Annotated in this window: 13 protein-coding genes; 2 read left to right on the forward strand and 11 right to left on the reverse strand. The window is 49.3% G+C overall.

Annotation, left to right across the window (positions count from 1 at the left end):
• Window positions 1–85: 85 nt before the first annotated feature.
• The 4 genes from ACYVJQ_RS07305 to ACYVJQ_RS07320 are packed head-to-tail and all read right to left on the reverse strand — an operon-like array spanning window position 86 to window position 7,418.
• Window positions 86–2,557 (reverse strand): hypothetical protein, encoded by a 2,472-nt coding sequence (locus ACYVJQ_RS07305; RefSeq protein WP_460892417.1) that lies wholly within the window; start codon window positions 2,555–2,557, stop codon window positions 86–88.
• A gap of 10 nt (window positions 2,558–2,567) precedes the next feature.
• Window positions 2,568–3,710 carry a DUF4249 domain-containing protein gene (locus tag ACYVJQ_RS07310; protein ID WP_460892418.1) on the reverse strand — a complete coding sequence of 381 codons (1,143 nt, stop codon included), beginning with the start codon at window positions 3,708–3,710 and terminating at the stop codon, window positions 2,568–2,570.
• Window positions 3,710–6,490, reverse strand: a complete 2,781-nt coding sequence (locus ACYVJQ_RS07315) for a TonB-dependent receptor (protein ID WP_460892419.1) — start codon at window positions 6,488–6,490, stop codon at window positions 3,710–3,712. Before ACYVJQ_RS07315 ends, ACYVJQ_RS07310 begins: the two co-directional genes overlap by 1 nt.
• Before the next feature lie 52 nt (window positions 6,491–6,542).
• Window positions 6,543–7,418, reverse strand: a complete 876-nt coding sequence (locus tag ACYVJQ_RS07320; RefSeq protein ID WP_460892420.1) for a hypothetical protein — start codon at window positions 7,416–7,418, stop codon at window positions 6,543–6,545.
• A 328-nt stretch (window positions 7,419–7,746) separates the two neighbouring features.
• On the opposite strand from ACYVJQ_RS07320, the gene ACYVJQ_RS07325 reads away from it, so the two are divergent.
• Window positions 7,747–8,157 carry an STAS/SEC14 domain-containing protein gene (locus tag ACYVJQ_RS07325; RefSeq protein WP_460892421.1) on the forward strand — a complete coding sequence of 137 codons (411 nt, stop codon included), beginning with the start codon at window positions 7,747–7,749 and terminating at the stop codon, window positions 8,155–8,157.
• Between the two features lie 125 nt (window positions 8,158–8,282).
• Window positions 8,283–8,867, forward strand: a complete 585-nt coding sequence (locus tag ACYVJQ_RS07330) for a DUF3109 family protein (RefSeq protein ID WP_460892422.1) — start codon at window positions 8,283–8,285, stop codon at window positions 8,865–8,867.
• Between the two features lie 159 nt (window positions 8,868–9,026).
• On the opposite strand, the gene accC is transcribed toward ACYVJQ_RS07330, so the two are convergent.
• The 7 genes from accC to ACYVJQ_RS07365 form a co-directional block, all read right to left on the reverse strand.
• On the reverse strand, window positions 9,027–10,370 hold the full coding sequence (gene accC / locus ACYVJQ_RS07335) for an acetyl-CoA carboxylase biotin carboxylase subunit (protein ID WP_460892423.1): 1,344 nt from the start codon (window positions 10,368–10,370) through the stop codon (window positions 9,027–9,029).
• Between the two features lie 160 nt (window positions 10,371–10,530).
• Window positions 10,531–11,019 carry an acetyl-CoA carboxylase biotin carboxyl carrier protein gene (gene accB, locus ACYVJQ_RS07340; protein ID WP_460892424.1) on the reverse strand — a complete coding sequence of 163 codons (489 nt, stop codon included), beginning with the start codon at window positions 11,017–11,019 and terminating at the stop codon, window positions 10,531–10,533.
• A gap of 4 nt (window positions 11,020–11,023) precedes the next feature.
• Window positions 11,024–11,587 (reverse strand): elongation factor P, encoded by a 564-nt coding sequence (efp, locus tag ACYVJQ_RS07345; RefSeq protein WP_460892425.1) that lies wholly within the window; start codon window positions 11,585–11,587, stop codon window positions 11,024–11,026.
• Between the two features lie 126 nt (window positions 11,588–11,713).
• The gene (locus ACYVJQ_RS07350) at window positions 11,714–12,712 is read right to left on the reverse strand and encodes a beta-ketoacyl-ACP synthase III (protein ID WP_460892426.1); all 999 of its coding nucleotides are present in this window, start codon (window positions 12,710–12,712) and stop codon (window positions 11,714–11,716) included.
• Window positions 12,713–12,749: 37 nt separating this feature from the next.
• Window positions 12,750–13,691 (reverse strand): phosphate acyltransferase PlsX, encoded by a 942-nt coding sequence (gene plsX / locus ACYVJQ_RS07355; RefSeq protein WP_460892427.1) that lies wholly within the window; start codon window positions 13,689–13,691, stop codon window positions 12,750–12,752.
• Between the two features lie 64 nt (window positions 13,692–13,755).
• Window positions 13,756–13,950, reverse strand: coding sequence for a 50S ribosomal protein L32 (gene rpmF / locus ACYVJQ_RS07360; RefSeq protein ID WP_192821236.1), 195 nt, complete (start codon window positions 13,948–13,950; stop codon window positions 13,756–13,758).
• A gap of 33 nt (window positions 13,951–13,983) precedes the next feature.
• On the reverse strand, window positions 13,984–14,535 hold the full coding sequence (locus ACYVJQ_RS07365) for a YceD family protein (RefSeq protein WP_460892428.1): 552 nt from the start codon (window positions 14,533–14,535) through the stop codon (window positions 13,984–13,986).
• Between the last annotated feature and the right edge of the window lie 119 nt (window positions 14,536–14,654).

Here is a 14,654-nt window from a genome sequence, read left to right on the forward strand (position 1 = left end):
TGAAAGGGGCGGGCCCGGGAAGTTCGTTGAAACTTCCCGGGCCCGCCCCTTTCAAGTTCTTCACTCAGGAAGAACATACCAACCGTTAAAGTGGTTTCTTAACCTGGAAGGAAACGGTTTTGCTTCCGGGTAAACCACCGGCGGTGATTCCCTGCACCAGTATGGTATAGGTGCCTGGTTGATCTGCCGTGTAAAAGTGCATACTGGCTTTGCCCTGGCTGTCAGTGTCTGCCGTGGGGTTCCAATACAGTAAGTTTCGCCAGTCTGGGAGGCGGCTATTTTTTTGTTCCTCGGTTTCATAAGTAGGGGCGTAGAACTCGCGTTGCAGTTGAAGGCCGTCATACTCCTGTAACAGGGCTTTAGGGTCTAAAGGGAAATTAGCCAGGTCTCCTTTGTAGGTAGTAAAACTGACTACCCCCGGAGAAGCCAGGGACCCCGTAAAGAAGTTACTGGTTACCACGTCCAATCTCTTTATTTTCAAAGGATCAAAGGCCATGACTTCATTAATATTAAACACCGGTATGGCATCTATCAAGACCAGAGGATCTTCCTGAAAAAACAACTTCCGCTGATGGTCCATCACCCTGAAATGGAACCCGTCTTCCCGCTTTCTCACCATGACGCCTGGCACGTATTCGCGCAGCACCTCTTCCAATACCTTAAACCGGGTGAAATTATCCAGGAAGTATAGTTGATTGGGTGCTCCATAGATAGGTAAGGTGTCTATGGCTGGGGCTTTAAATTGGTTTAGATACTTTTCAAAGTAAATGTTCTGGGCCTGGATGTCTATGTGGCGTAAGGAAAGCGCTTGGCCTAGGTTTTCTGCCACATCAAAGAAGGGAAGGGGCCGGGCCGCATAGGTTTCTGAGAAAGGATTGCTTAACTCAAAGCTATAGGTGCTGTCTTTCCGGAAATTGGTCTGCAGGATTACCTCCCTTGGCCCGTAGAAATCCTTCACATCAAAAAGGACGTTTCCGTCTACTCCGCTTACGTTCGTATTGAATTTTACCTGTTTGCCCGGCGAGGCCAGAAAAGTTCTTATTCCTTTGGCAGGGGCTCCGGTGGCTCTATCCTTGACGGTAGCCTGCACCAGGTGGCCGTTAAATTCTGGGAGAAAGGAATAGGTGGGGGTGGTTTGTCCCAGCACGCTTTGCCAGGTAAACCGGGTCCAACCGTGGGTTAGCATCAGGTTGTCCAGGTCTTGGTCTGCCTGTGGGCCTTTGTTTTCCAGGTAAGCAGCGGCATTCTCAATACTTCCTTTCAGATCAGAACTTAACCATAAAAAGGCCTTTATGTCATTGCTGCTGGCGGGGAGGCTATCTGTTTTGAAAACAGACACCGAAAGATTGGCGGGAGTGGCCATGCCGGGCCGGGCGCTGGAAAGAAGCGTAAGCGTCACTTTTTCCCGTACTCCCACTTGGTTATGCGAGAGGGCGGCGTCAATCTCTAACTGTTCTGTTGGCCTTTTAAAGTATAGACGTTCCGCTACCGGTTTTTTCTGACTGTTAAAAAGGGTGAAGTGGGTGATACCTGCCAACAGGGAATCTTTCTTGACGAAAAAGCGGGTTTTGCCGTTCTCTATCAAACCCGTGGCCGCCAGTACCACCTGTTGCCTGGAGTGGCCCAACAGATACACCTGTTCTGCCTGCTGGGTGTTAGATTGGGCAGAAATAGTGAGCATTTCAGGCGCGTCTGAAGTAACTTCTAAGGTGTAGCCGTACACCAGAATAGCAGGCAACTTCTCCTGCAATACCTTTCCATTGGCAAAACGGGCTATGGCGGTATATTCTTCCCCAAGCACCGGGGTGAAGGTGAAATGCCAAATTCCGTTTCTGGCGGAGGCGAAGGAGGCGATTACTTTTCCCTGGTTATTGAGGATTTCACCCTGACAGTCTGCGCCTTTACCGGTTTTCTGGTTTAGCGCCTGGAAGGCTACCTTGCCCCTCAAACCATTCACCAAATTTCCGCCTTCCGGGAAGAACCGGAGCGAGAAGGCACTGGAATCTTTCTGCTGCCTAAGGCCCAGAGGCTGAAAGGTATTGATAATGGTCACCTGTTGGTGGAAATAAAACTCCGGACTGAAATTTTTCATCCAGTTGGTATAGGCCCGGAGGGTGTAATAGCCAGACGGTAAGGTAACCGGCAGCGCAAAAGACCCGCTGCCCGCTCCGTTCTTAAGGTCAATCTTGCCTTGTAAAACGGGTTTATTAGTGCCATCCAGCACTTCTACATACGCTACCTTGCTCAGATCTGAAGGCCGGTGGTGCGTTCCTTCCACGTTGTACAGCTTCATCCACATGACCTCGCCGCAGACATAAGCGGTTCTATCTAAATGGACAAAGAGTTTTTCCTGGAGGTTTTTTTGCTGGAACGCTTTGAACTGGGGTTCTAAAGAGGCAAATGAGGTGAGTTGCGCCCAGGCAGAGAGGGAGGTTCCGGTTACCAGCAGAAATCCCAGCAGGAGGCTATAAAGGGAGGTTCGGGTGTTGAGGGTCATGGGGAAACGAGAGCAATTAAACTGGGATGGATAATCTGAGGGTTCTTGAGGCAGGCTCATGATTAGATGCTTATTGCCAGTAGGAGGGCCTTGTTTTAGTACCGTACACACGGCAGTCAACGCACATAGAAGCAGCTCCTGAATACCCAATGATGCCGCCTTGCTCAGATACTACTACTGAAACAGGAGTATAGAGTGGGGAAGAGAAGTACTCGCCTAGTTTGTTTAAAGGAATAGTGTCTAACTCACAGTAGGCGGTGTAAGGTCGCCAATCGCCTGGCAGTTCTTTTCTAGCTACAAAGATTCTCTTTTCAGACCCTGCCCCAGCAGTGATAAAGCCAATTACAGGTTCTGCCGGGTCACTTAACGAGGTGATATTGCCCGTTAGCTGAGTTGGAAGCGGATCAAACAGGGTTCCTATATTCTCTGTGTTTTTCTGTAGGGCTTCATAGTATTCATAGGCCTCCTTAGAAAGCGCAAATTGCTTTAGCAGAATGCTGTACTTGTTTTTAATTTTATCTGAGCCGGAATGGAGTTTATGCAGCGGGAATTTGCTTATCACATCCTGGCTTAGTTTAGTGGAGTTGGCAATATAAATCTTATTGCTTTTATCTTCCCGCCAGCACAAATAGATATCATTTTCTATGGTACGAGCCTCCATTTTGCCGTTTTTGTACTCAAACTGAGAGTAATAATAGGGGGTGTATTCCCAGGTTTCTTCAAACTCCCAACGGTAATATCTGGAATTGTTCAGCGGATCTCGGGTATCTACAAAGAACTGGAGACCATCCTTATCTGCCTGCCAGGTAATGTTCTCTATGGGAGGCGTAGTTTTCACGGCCACATATTCTGAGGCATATTCCTTATTGCCTGTTTTTATATACAGCCGGTATCTTTTACTGGGGTTGGCTTGGAACTTAGCCAGTGTGTAGGTGCCCGTCTGGGTTTCCTGTAGGGTGAATTTGGTCCCATTTTCTTCCTCTACCCGTACCACGGCGCCTTTTTCTAAAGCTGGGTTTTTGGTTTCAGAAATATTCTGGGAACGGGAAAGTTTTATGACCGTGGGCCCGTTGGTATTAATAAAGCCGTTCACCACCAGAAATTTGTTGGGCTGGTCAATCACCTCCGGGGAATAAGGCTCTTCACAGGCGGTAAGAAACAAAGTGGCCAGCAGGAAAAGCGTACTCTTCCCATATTTTAAAAAGAGATTCATCAGAATTTGAAGTTATAGGTAATGGTAGGGATAGGTTGTCCGAAGATGGACAACTTGTACCCGTTGATTTTTCCGTTTTCGGTCCTGAAATACACAGAGTAGGGGTTTTTACGACCCGTTAAATTATAGACGGCCAGGGTCCAGGAACTGTGCGCCAGTTTCTTAACCTTATGGTTGCCCTCTATGTTCATAGCGAAATCTACCCGGTAATAATCTGGCACACGGTACTCATTGCGGCCTGAGTAGAAGATACGCATGGCGTTTCCGTCTGTGTATTTGGCTATGGGCAAAGTAATGGGGCGGCCGGTACTGTAGGTGAAGTTAAGGGAGGTACTGAACCGCTGGCTGAACCGGTAATTGCTGATAAGGGTAAAGTCATGCGGTTTGTCAAAGTTACTGGGGTAGAATTTTCCCTGGTTGATCACCTCAGACACGGCAGGGTTGTTCAGGCGAACCAGCGTTCGGGAATAGGTATAACTCACCCAGCCATTCAACTTGCCCGTTAACTTTTTAAGCATGATCTCTGTGCCGTAGGCCTTGCCTTCGGCGTTGGCCACATCTGTCTCAATGGTATGGTTCAGGATAATATTGGCACCATTGCGGTAATCCAGAAAGTCTTCCATCTTCTTGTAGTAGGTTTCAATGGAAAGCTCTATGGTATTGGCCCTGAAATTCCGGTAGTACCCCAAGGAAATCTGGTCGCCCACCTGCGGCCGGATGTTGTTGTCACTTAATTTCCAGGTATCAGTAGGGGAGATGGAGGCAGTATTGGACAGCATATGGATGTATTGCCGCATGCGGTTGTAACTCATCTTAATAGAGGAGTTATCTGTTATCCCCAGTCTGGCCGACAGCCGGTACTCCGGGCCATGGTAAGTGGCAAAAGATGATCCTGACCCATAAGTTCGGGTTTCTAACAGAGTGCTTTCTGCCTTGGGCACATTAGGCGCGTAAAAGTTTACCTGACGAGGGCCCAAAGCGTTAAATAAAGAATACCGCAACCCTACATACACAGAGAACCTGGGAGAGATGTCAATCAAGTCAGAAGCATAGATGGCACTCTCCAGAGCCTTTTCATCCTGTAAGATATCCTGAAGGACTAATGATTCCTGGCCCAGGGGTACTACAGAACCCGGTGAAACATGGTAGAGAATAGAGCTGGCCCCAAAGTCCACGGTATGCTTTGAGTTGAGGTAATAATTGAAGTCGGCCTGCAAGTTGGCTTGTTGCATCTTAAACGTAAGTTCAGAGGCATTGACCGGGTTCCCGTCTGAGTGCATGCCGTAGCCATATTTGCTAAACGCACCCGTTAACACACTATAAAGCTTGTTGTTGAAACTGTGCTTCCACTTGAGGCTGGCGTTTTGGTTGGAGAATTTATAAAGGGTGTCACTGCCCAGCCTAAACTGATCTTTGCTTAGGTACCCAGACAGGTACAACGTATTATTGACGTTTATCTCATGGTTGATCTGGGCGTTGAGGTCATAGAAGGAAGCCGCGCTTTTCTGGAAAGATTTGCCCGGAAGCTCCTTTAAAAGCCAATCTGAGTAAGTGCTTCGGCCGGCCACCAGAAAGGAAGTTTGGTCTTTAAGGATAGGCCCTTCCAGGGAAAGACGGCTGGTAAGAAGGCCTATGCCCCCGGCCCCGGCCAGCTGTTTCTTATTTCCGTCTTTGGTGGTGACCTCCAGCACAGAGGAAAGCCTACCGCCATAACGGGCCGGAATATTGCTTTTATGCAGCTCAACAGATTTGACAATGTCTGGGTTGAACGCCGAGAAAAACCCGAACAAATGCGAAGGGTTGTACACCGTGGCATCATTGTACAGGATAAGGTTCTGGTCTGTGGAGCCGCCCCGTACGTTCATGCCTGTACTGCCTTCCCCTACAGATTTCACCCCCGGTAAGGTGAGGACTACCCTAAGAATATCGGTTTCGCCAAAGGCGGTGGGGACCTGCTTGATGGTCCGGATATCCAGGCGCTCCATGCCCATTTGCATGCCGGCTACGTTCCGGTCTTTTTCGGCTTCCACCAGCACTTCCTTCAAAGACCGCACGTCTTCCTCTACCTCAATATTCAGCTTTCCGTCCGAGTTTAGCAAAATCAGGCGTTTCACAGTCTTAATGCCAATACCTTTCACCAATAGTTCATGCTGGCCAGTGGGCAGGGTAAAAGAAAAATAGCCGTATTGGTCGGTCATGGTTCCCACCGCCGGGGACAGAATATACACCGATGCCCCAATTACCGGCTCTCCGGATTTGACGTCACGCAGGTACCCGGCCAAGCTGGCGGTGCCTTTGGCATTTTCGCCTTTCTGGCCAATCACGTAGAGCCTTGAGGCAGCATTGGTTGGCTTTTTTTCGGGTTGGGCCGCAATGTAGGGCTGGTTGGCTGGGGCTCCGGTAACTGCCGGGGCGGTAGCTTCCCGGTTAAAGAATCCAGTGGGCAAATCGGCCATCAGCTGTTTTCCTTTGGTAATAAACACGCTGCCATCAGGGGAGAGGGCAAAGGAAAGTGCGGTGCCCTGGAGCACCTGTTGCAACACAGTGGCCAATGGTTTCTGGGCCACCTGAACAGAAACCCTGAAACTGTCTACATCAGCCTTTTCAAAGTAAAACCTGATCTTGGCCTGGGCTTCAATGCCGCGGGCAAATTCCTCAAAGGACGCATCATTCAATCGTAGGGTGATAAGTGCAGATGAACTGGACTGGGCATGCCCTCGGGGGGAGAAACCTAAAAGCAAAACTGCCAATAGGAAGACAAAGTGGGGTAAAGACTTCATTATAAAAAGAGATATTCTTTATTAGGAAAGGGCAGAAAAGGGCAGGCAGGCCTTAGTGGCCTAAGGTCTCATAATGGGTCGCCAGCGCCAGAATGGCTTGTTCGCGCTGTTTTCTAAAGTTTAGCTTCTTTTCCCGGGCAAATTGCTTAAGTTCTTTTTTCCTGTCTTCAAAAACGTCCAGCACTGAATTCCGGCTTTTCACCTTCACATACTGCCCTTTATTTTTCAGGAAAAACTGCTCATCCAATACAAATTTCTCCAGGATGAGGTTGGGCTCTTTCTCCATCTTAATTGTTTTGCGGCGCTTCACCAGCATTTTTACGTTCTGGTCCAGCAGCACGTCATAGTACCCCGTGCGCAGGGGGGCTCCGCTTAAAGAGTCCGGCACTACTATTCTTACAAACGTGTGACCGCCTAAGGAAAAGCCTTTTACCTTTTCACTGATGAGTTTCTGCTTAAGGGTGCCCTCCCGCATGATAATGGCTTCATCCAAGTACGCATCATACAGCATAGGCACGTTTTCATATACCCCCCCGTCATACCAGACCGTGGCCGGAGTGGCTACATCTTTCTCATAGTACTGGTGCCAGTCCCGGATGGCTTTGCGGTAGTCCACGTATTCTGGGCCGTTATACAGCGGGGCATCAATGCCAATGGCTTTCTGGTAAAGGGTAATTGGGAATTGGGTCTGATCCTGAGCCGGAAGGGTGGCAGAAGGGCTTTGCGAGAAACCCGGGAAAGCCCAGAAGAAGGCTAGTGCCGAAAGCAATACTAATTTGGCCGGAAAGCCTAACCGCCTTGAAAAGGCAAAGGAAATCACCTTAGGAGATTGGTCATTTTGCATGTCAGAAACCAGGCAAAGGGGGAAGGAAAACGCCGCTGAGGCCGTAGTTGGGGGCGGCTCTTGCTGTAGTAAGTGGGGATGCATTCTCAAGGAGTTGTGCTTTCAATTATATTTAAGCTTAAATTTAGATAATAATCTGAGCTATTCCTCTGTTCTCCCGTATATTTCCTGCCTTGGGTTGGTGATAGTACTTAAATCATGGAAAGTAAGTAGTTTTGCTAAGCCTACTCCGTATTTATGCTAGGTGCGGGCACTTTTTTCCAATCCCTAGGTGTTGACTTCCAGATGATTACCCGCACTAATAAAATTTGGCATTTTATTAGCTTATGGAGTATCACTGAAAGCTTGTTTCCGCCCAAGGTGCCTTTGGCAGAAGGAGTGGGGTACATTTAAACAGACAGCATTTAAAAGAATGGTATACTTTCGTAATGACACCATCACCATTAAGTATGATGAGGAACTTCAACTGGTGAGAACCCAATGGCACGGCTACGCCGGCAGTGAAGAATACCGCGAGATCCTGACCATGTACCTGCAGCTGGTGCGGGAAAAGCCGGTGACCCGCTGGATTGGCGACAACACCAAGGCCAAAGCCATCAGGCCCGTTGACCAGGAATGGACCACCAAAGAATGGGCCCCCAAGTTCTCTCAGGAAGGCAACGTGAAGAAACTGGCCGTGATTGTCTCCAAAGACATCTTCAATAAAATGGCCGTGGAGAACATGATCATGAAAGCTGAAGGCGTGATTGGGTTTGATACCCAGTATTTTAGCAATGAGGAACAGGCCTATGCCTGGGCCATGGAAAAAGAAGTGGAAGCCTGAGCGTTTTACGCCTGTTTTTTGAAAAGTAGCCCTAAAACGGAAAATGTAGGGTAACCTGCCTTCGCTCTTTTTGCGGCCGAACTTAAATAGCGGTACTTTTGTCTTTCTGCTGTAAGAAATAGCTCATGATTGTACTGCAAAACACCGTTTTATCTGATGACCTCAAAGACAAATTCTTTGTCTGCAACCTGGAGAAATGCAAGGGGGCCTGCTGCGTAGAAGGCGACCTGGGTGCACCCCTTGACCAGGACGAACTGCCTGTTCTGGCGGAGGTTTATGAACATGTAAAGCCCTACATGTCTGTAGAAGGCGTAAAGGCTATTGAGGCCCAAGGCCTGTACGTAGAGGAATTCAACGGCGACTTCAGCACGCCCACCATTGGTAACCGCGAGTGCGCCTATGCCATCTATGATGAGAACCTTACGCTCAAGTGTGCCATTGAACAAGCCTACCTGGAAGGGAAAATCTCCTGGAAGAAACCCATTTCCTGCCACCTGTATCCCATCAGAATCACCAAATATGACGGCTTTGAGGCCCTCAATTATGATCGCTGGGAAATCTGCAACGCCGCCTGTGCCTTTGGCGTGGAATTGGGCGTGCCGGTTTATAAATTCCTGCGTGAGCCTTTGGTCAGAAAGTACGGCGAGGAGTGGTTCCAGGAACTGGAGGAGATTGTGGCCACTGAGGATGCTCCCAAGACGTTAGCCTAAGCTTCTAGAATTTTATCTTAATCCCGTTTTGAGCCTGATTTTTGAAAACAGGCTCAAAACGGGATTTGTATTTTAAGCCCCTGAAGTAAAATCAGGAACAAGCCATAAACAGAAAAAGCAGCCATCTGGCTGCTTTTTCTGTTTATGGCTTGTTCCTGATTAAAACTTAGTGAAATCGTAATTGTCCAGGTAGCTGGTGGTGAAGTCGCCCTCGTTGAAGTTTTTGTCTTCCATCATGGCCAAGTGGAACGGAATGGTGGTTTTTACGCCTTCAATCACGAACTCACTCAGTGCGCGCTTCATCTTAACAATGGCCTCCTCACGGGTCTGGGCACTCACAATCAGCTTAGCGATCATGGAGTCATAGTTGGCCGGAATAGTGTAGCCCGCATATACGTGCGTGTCTACGCGTACCCCGTGGCCGCCAGGGATGTGCAACACCGTGATTTTGCCGGGGCTTGGGCGGAAACCTGCCTTTGGGTCCTCAGCGTTGATGCGGCACTCAATGGCGTGCATCTGCGGATAGTAGTTCTTGCCAGAAATAGGAATACCGGCGGCTACCTTGATCTGCTCCTTGATCAGGTCATAGTTCACTACTTCCTCGGTGATAGGGTGCTCCACCTGAATACGGGTGTTCATCTCCATGAAGTAGAAATCCTTGTGCTTGTCTACCAGGAACTCAATGGTGCCCACGCCTTCATACTTAATGGCGGCGGCACCGGCAATAGCGGCTTGGCCCATGCGCTCGCGCAGGTCGTCATCAATGAAAGGGGAGGGGGTTTCTTCAATCAGTTTCTGGTGACGGCGCTGAATGCTGCAATCACGCTCAGAAAGGTGGCATACCTTGCCGTATTGGTCACCTACTATCTGGATCTCAATGTGGCGGGGCTCCTCCACGAACTTCTCCAGGTACATGCCATCATTCCCGAAAGCGGCTTTCGCTTCCTGGCGGGCATCGGCCCAGGCCTTGTCAAACTCATCCGCTGATTTGATGATCCGCATGCCGCGGCCACCACCACCGGCGGTAGCTTTGATAATCACGGGGTATTTGATCTTGGCAGCCAGTTTCTTGCCTTGCTCAGCAGATTCCAGCAGACCCTCAGAACCCGGAATGGTAGGCACGCCGGCTTTCTTCATGTACTCCTTGGCCGATGACTTGTCGCCCATGGAGTTGATCATCTCTGGGGAGGCACCAATGAACTTAATGCCGTTTTCAGCACAGATCCTGGAAAAGTCAGCGTTTTCAGAAAGGAACCCGTAGCCTGGGTGAATGGCATCAGCGTTGGTGATCTCCGCGGCCGCAATCAGGTTAGGGATGTTCAGATAGGACTGGGCGCTGGGCGCAGGCCCAATACACACCGCTTCATCCGCGAAGCGCACGTGCAGGCTTTCCTTGTCTGCGGTAGAGTACACAGCTACCGTCTTAATTCCCATTTCTTTGCACGTCCGGATTACCCTTAGCGCTATTTCGCCACGGTTGGCAATTAGTATTTTTTTGAACATGTAGTTAATGTGCTAATGTGTAAATGTGCTGATGTGCTAATGATTCACAAAAATAATGTGCTGATAAGCCAATTATGGGGTGGTGGGAAGCATAAGAATAAACTTAAAAGAATCCCGCCGTAGCCAAAATAGCACATCAGCACATTAAAGAATTAGCAAATTAGCTAGGATCTACCAGGAACAGCGGCTGATCATATTCTACCGGGCTGGAATTGTCTACCAATACCTTCACAATTTTACCAGACACCTCAGACTCAATCTCATTGAACAGTTTCATGGCTTCAATGATGCAGATCACCTGGCCTTTTTTCACCTCATCGCCCACGTTTACAAACGCCGGCGACTCTGGGTTGGCAGAACGGTACAGGGTACCAATCATTGGGGCCTTAATGGTGAGGTACTTGCTGCTGTCATCCTGGGCAGGAGCCGCGGCCGGAGCTGCAGGAGCATGGGCTGCTGGTAGCTGGGCGGGGGCAGGAGCCGGGGCGGCAGGGGCTGACTGCTGCGGAGCTCCCTCAGACACATACTTTGTTTTTTGGGTGGCTTCGCGTTGCACAGAGATCTTGAATTCTTCTGTCTCAATGTCAACTTTGTTCAGGCCTGATTTCGCAATGAAATCAATCAGATCTTGGATTTCCTTAGCTTTCATAGTTCTATTTTACTCGTTCGGCGTAGGTGTAGGTACGCGTGTCTACCTTTATTTTTTCGTCTTGGCCAATAAACAACGGCACCGAAATGGTGGCCCCTGTCTCTACCGTGGCTGGTTTGGAGGCGTTGGTGGCGGTGTCGCCTTTGATGCCGGGTTCTGTATACGTAATAGTAAGCTCTACATACGTAGGAAGTTCAGCCGTTAAGGGGGTTTCCGTCTCAGCGTGGAACAGGATAGTTACCTCCTGGCCTTCCTTCATCAGGTCTGCAAAGGGTACCATTCTTTCCTCCAGGGTTACCTGCTCAAAGGTATTGCTGTCCATGAAGTTGTAGCCGTAGTCATCTTTGAAGATAAACTGGTGCGGACGCTGCTCTACACGGGCCGTGGTCACTTTTATACCGGCGGTAAAGGTGTTGTCTACTACTTTGCCGGTTTTGATGTTCTTTAGTTTAGTGCGGACGAAAGCGGGACCTTTACCGGGTTTCACGTGCTGAAACTCAGAAATGATCCAAAGGTCGCCGTTAAATTCAATGCAAAGCCCGTTGCGGAAATCAGCGGTGGTTGCCATAGCAGTTGTGTGTGTTTCGGTTTGAAAATGTCTGTCGGGTTTCTCCCAATTTGACATAAAAAAATTCGGCCAAAGATAGCCGAATTTTTTTATTGATTTCAGAAATATGCCTTAAAAACAAAGCGATTACTTAGGGTCATAGGCCCATTTAAGGTACATGGCCCCCCAGGTAAAGCCTCCACCAAAGGCGGCTAAGATCACGTTGTCTCCTTTTTTCAATTGGTTCTCATACTCCCAGAGGCACAACGGAATGGTTCCGCTGGTGGTATTGCCGTATTTCTGGATGTTAAGCATTACCTTCTCTGCACCTACGCCCACGCGGTTGGCGGTGGCGTCTATAATGCGCTTGTTGGCCTGGTGGGGCACTAGCCAGGCAATGTCCTCAGCGGTGAGGTTGTTGCGCTCCATCACCTCGGCGGCCACGTCTGCCATGCCTTTCACCGCGAATTTGAATACCTGCTGGCCTTCCTGGAACGCGTAGTGTTCGCGGCGGGCCAGGGTCTCAGCGGTGGCTGGTCTGCGGCTTCCGCCGGCTTTCATGTGCAGGAACTGGGCACCGGTACCGTCAGATTTAAGGATGCTGTCTTGCACGCCAAGCCCTTCTGTGTTGGGCTCCAGCATAACGGCCCCGCCGCCATCCCCGAAGATGATGCAGGTGGCACGGTCTGTATAATCCACTATGGCTGACATTTTATCTGCGCCCACCACAATCACTTTCTTGTACTTGCCGGTCTCAATAAACTGTGCGCCGGTAGACAACGCGAACAAAAAGCCGGAGCAGGCAGCCTGCAGGTCATAGCCAAAAGCGTTGACCGCACCTACCTCGGCACAGATAATATTGGCCGTAGCCGGGAACACAAAGTCTGGGGTGGTGGTGGCACAGATAAGCAGGTCTACTTCCTCTGGCCGGGTGTTGGTCTTTTTGAGCAGGTCTAGCACCGCCGGTATGGCAATGGCCGAGGTGCCCTGGTCTTCGCCCTTCAGGATGCGTCTTTCCTTGATACCCGTTCGGCTAACAATCCATTCGTCGTTGGTTTCTACCATGGTCTCCAACTCCTGGTTGGTCAACACGTACTCGGGGGCATATCCGCTTACTCCGGTGATGGCGGCGGTAAGTTTGCTCATATTGTTAAGAAGGATTGTCTGGTGAAGGGCCGCGCCATTAGGCGCTGAAATATTTTCTCAATTTCTCTGCCATGTGCGACTCTGCCATCTTGTTAGCCAGATGCAGCATGTTGCAGATAGCGGTGGGGCTGGATACGCCGTGTCCAATGACCGCGTTGCCATTGACGCCCAGAATTGGGCTGCCGCCTACCGCCTCATAGTTGAAACGGTCAAAGAAAGGATCAGTGATTTTTTTCTCTGAGAGGATGTCATAGATAGACTCCGCCAATTTTAAGACCACGTTACCGGTAAAACCATCACATACAATCACGTCAGCCTTGTCATTAAACAGGTCGCGTCCTTCTATGTTCCCGATAAAGTTGATGTCTTTGTTTTCTTTGAGGAGTTTATAGGCGGGTTGGGTCACCATGGTGCCCTTGCCTTCTTCCTCGCCCAGGTTCATGAGACCAACCTTGGGGTTTTTGATGTCTAATAAGAACTCGGCGCAGATAGAGCCAATTTCTCCAAACTGCTCCAGAATCTCTGGCTTGCAGTCAGCAATGGCGCCCACGTCCAGCATAACGGCCAGGCCGCCTGAAAGCTTAGGGACAAAGCTGGCCAGCGCCGGCCGAAGGATACCTTCTACCTGTTTTACGCTGAAAACCGCGCCCACCAGCATGGCACCCGTATTACCGGCGCTGCAGAAAGCATCTACTTTTTTAGTGGCCAGCATGCCATACCCCACCGCAATGCTGGAGTCTGGCTTCTGGGTAAGGGCTTTAGTAGGGTGTTCACCCATCCCAATCACTTGAGATGCGTGAACAACCTTTACTCTGGAACCTTTGTAGTTGTGCTTTTGAAGGAGGGTATGGATTTTGTCTTCATCTCCTATCAGGAAAATCTCAACTTCATCCGTTAATGTCTCAGCCGCCAAAAGTGCGCCTTCTACAACTGCTTCGGGGGCGAAGTCGCCGCCCATTGCGTCCAGAGCTATTTTCATGTAAAGCGTATTACGTAAATTATCCTACAAGTAACTAAAATAAAGCCTGACTTGGCAAGCTTTATTAGGCAACAGAGGTATAATTTTTAATGGCCACTTTACCGTTGCGGTATAAATCGCCGTCTACCACGTATGCTCTGTGGTACTGGTGCACCTCACCGGTGTTAGGGCAGATAGAAATCGCCTTAGGAGTAATTTTGTCGTGCGTTCTTCTCTTATCTCTTCTGGTTTTGGAGATTTTTCGCTTAGGATGTGCCATCTCAGGTAATTATTACAAAATTGGTTTAGAAACTTATTTTAACTTTTTAAGGGCGGCAAAGCGAGGGTCCACCGGACCATCATCGTCTTCGTCATCCTCATTTTCTTCGGCAGGGCCGGTAGAGTAAATCAAAAGGCCTTCTGCCTCTGGGTTGTCCTCTAATTGCTTGTCTTCTTCTACAAACCGGGGGTGCAGCTTTTTCATGGGTATTGCCAGGCCTATGTAATCATACAGGTGTTGGGCAATATTGATATACTGGGTTTCCGGTACTATCTGCAGCACGTTTACGTCTAATTCCAGGTCTTCCTGGCCGTAGCGCACCAACAGGGTCTGTTTCACTTCCAGGGGGTGCTCAAATTCCTCTAAGCTCCGGTCACAGGTCAGGCGCACCGTTCCCGTGATATGGAAGTCAAACTGCAAAAGAAGCTCAGACTTGTGCAGCTCTACCTCTGCTTTCAAGTTGCCGCCCAGGATCAGTTCCTGGTCAAACAACTCAAAGAAGCGGTCATCCAATTCAAACTCATAGCTGTGGCTTTTGTTGCCCAGCTTCACGAGGTTGATATCGTATTTCTTAATCTCCTTCACGTTGCCTCTTTTTTTGCAAGTCGCAAAATTAGCAGAAATATTCGGTAAATAAAATACAAATGCCCTTTTTTGCTACCTGTGGTGAATACCCGTTTTGGGCATGTTTTGGGGAAAACAGC

This window comes from Rufibacter soli (assembly GCF_054781795.1).